We start from the raw sequence: 1,655 nt of genomic DNA, 5'->3' as shown, positions 1-1,655 counted from the left end.
GCTGGTGAGCGTGGTGCAGCAGATGCTGAACGGGATATTCGTGGATTTTCGATGAGATTTTATACGGAAGAAGGAAACTGGGATCTCGTTGGAAATAATACACCCGTGTTCTTCTTCAGAGACCCGATGCAATTCCCTGATTTGAACCATGCTGTTAAGCGTGACCCCCGCACGAATATGCGAAACGCTAACAACAACTGGGACTTCTGGACTTCACTTCCTGAAGCATTGCACCAAGTGACCATCGTCATGAGTGACCGCGGAATTCCGAAGTCGTACCGTACGATGCATGGATTCGGAAGCCATACATTTAGTATGATCAATGATCAAAATGAACGAGTATGGGTGAAATTCCACATGCGTTCACAACAAGGCATTGAAAACATCACTGACGAAGAGGCAGAACTACTTGTTGGAAAAGATCGTGAAAGCCATCAAAGAGATCTTTATGAAAATATCGAAAATGGCAACTTCCCAAAATGGAAAATGTACATCCAAGTGATGACAGAGGAACAAGCAAAAAATCATCCTGATAACCCATTTGACTTAACTAAAGTATGGTATAAGAAGGACTACCCTCTCATCGAGGTTGGAGAATGGGTGCTCAATCGGAATCCAGAAAACTATTTCGCTGAAGTAGAACAGGCTGCCTTTACACCAGCTAATGTCGTACCAGGTATTAGCTTCTCACCTGATAGAATGCTGCAAGGCAGATTATTCTCTTACGGAGATGCTCAGCGCTATCGTTTAGGTGTTAACCACCATCAAATTCCTGTTAATCAGCCAAAGTGCCCTTTCCACAGCTACCATCGTGATGGAGCAATGAGAGTGGACGGCAACAAAGGCAGCACCATTCACTATGAACCAAACAGTTATGGTGAATGGAAAGAACAACCTAAGTATAAAGAACCGTACCTTGCTCTCCAAGGGGATGCCGGTCAGTGGGATTTTAGAGAAGATGATGACAACTACTTTGAACAGCCTGGCCGTCTCTTCAACTTAATGAGCAAAGAACAACAGCAAGTATTGTTTGAAAATACAGCTCGTAATATGAATGGTGTTGAAAGACATATTCAGATTCGCCATATTAAACATTGCTATCAAGCGGATCCTGCTTACGGTGAAGGAGTCGCAAATGCGATTGGTATCCCATTGAATGAAATCGAAGTTGAAGTAAAGGAAGAAAGATAATTTTCTAGTCATAAGCAAAATGATAAAAAAGCACACCGATTATTTACTAAATTTGGTGTGCTTTTTGCTTGCCTGTTTTTTTACTCTTCCATAAAAACTCTCGCGTAATACAAACTTTCTTCGTCTAATTCACCATTTTCTATTGTTTCTTCTAAAGAATTCTTTTGCTCTTCACTGACAATCTGAAAACTTCCTGAGACATTTGGAACCGGTTTATTATTCTCCTTTTTTATGATCATTCATCCCCTTTCATTAAATTACTTATAATGTGGTTTTTTCTTTTGAAAATATTCAAATAAAATAATTCCCCTCTTTTCTGAATAAATGGTTTGTTCAAAGTTCATCTGAATTTTTGTCAATCAAATTTCTTTTCCCTTTATATCCAATCATTTTCCACCTTCTTAGCTACTAAAAATGCTAGTTTTATAAGAAAAAATCTTGTATTATGTAAAAATGGATTACTT

The 1,655-nt window shown here is 38.9% G+C and carries 2 protein-coding genes; one reads left to right on the top strand and one right to left on the bottom strand.

The features are described 5' to 3' along the window. Positions 1–1,191: catalase (locus tag V7149_RS26355; protein WP_335348507.1), on the top strand; the 1,191-nt coding region annotated here is incomplete at its 5' end. A gap of 80 nt (positions 1,192–1,271) precedes the next feature. Here V7149_RS26355 and V7149_RS26350 read toward each other — a convergent pair. Beyond that, positions 1,272–1,430 (bottom strand): hypothetical protein, encoded by a 159-nt coding sequence (locus tag V7149_RS26350; protein ID WP_335348506.1) that lies wholly within the window; start codon positions 1,428–1,430, stop codon positions 1,272–1,274. Between the last annotated feature and the right edge of the window lie 225 nt (positions 1,431–1,655).

It is taken from the genome of Bacillus sp. JJ1503 (assembly GCF_036965125.1).
GTDB lineage: Bacteria > Bacillota > Bacilli > Bacillales > Cytobacillaceae > Cytobacillus.
This window is presented reverse-complemented; position numbering and strand designations above follow the sequence as displayed.

Coding starts and splice junctions, on each gene's coding strand:
- V7149_RS26350 (WP_335348506.1), bottom strand. CDS start 1,430: ATGATCATAAAAAAGGAGAATAATAAACCGGTTCCAAATGTCTCAGGA.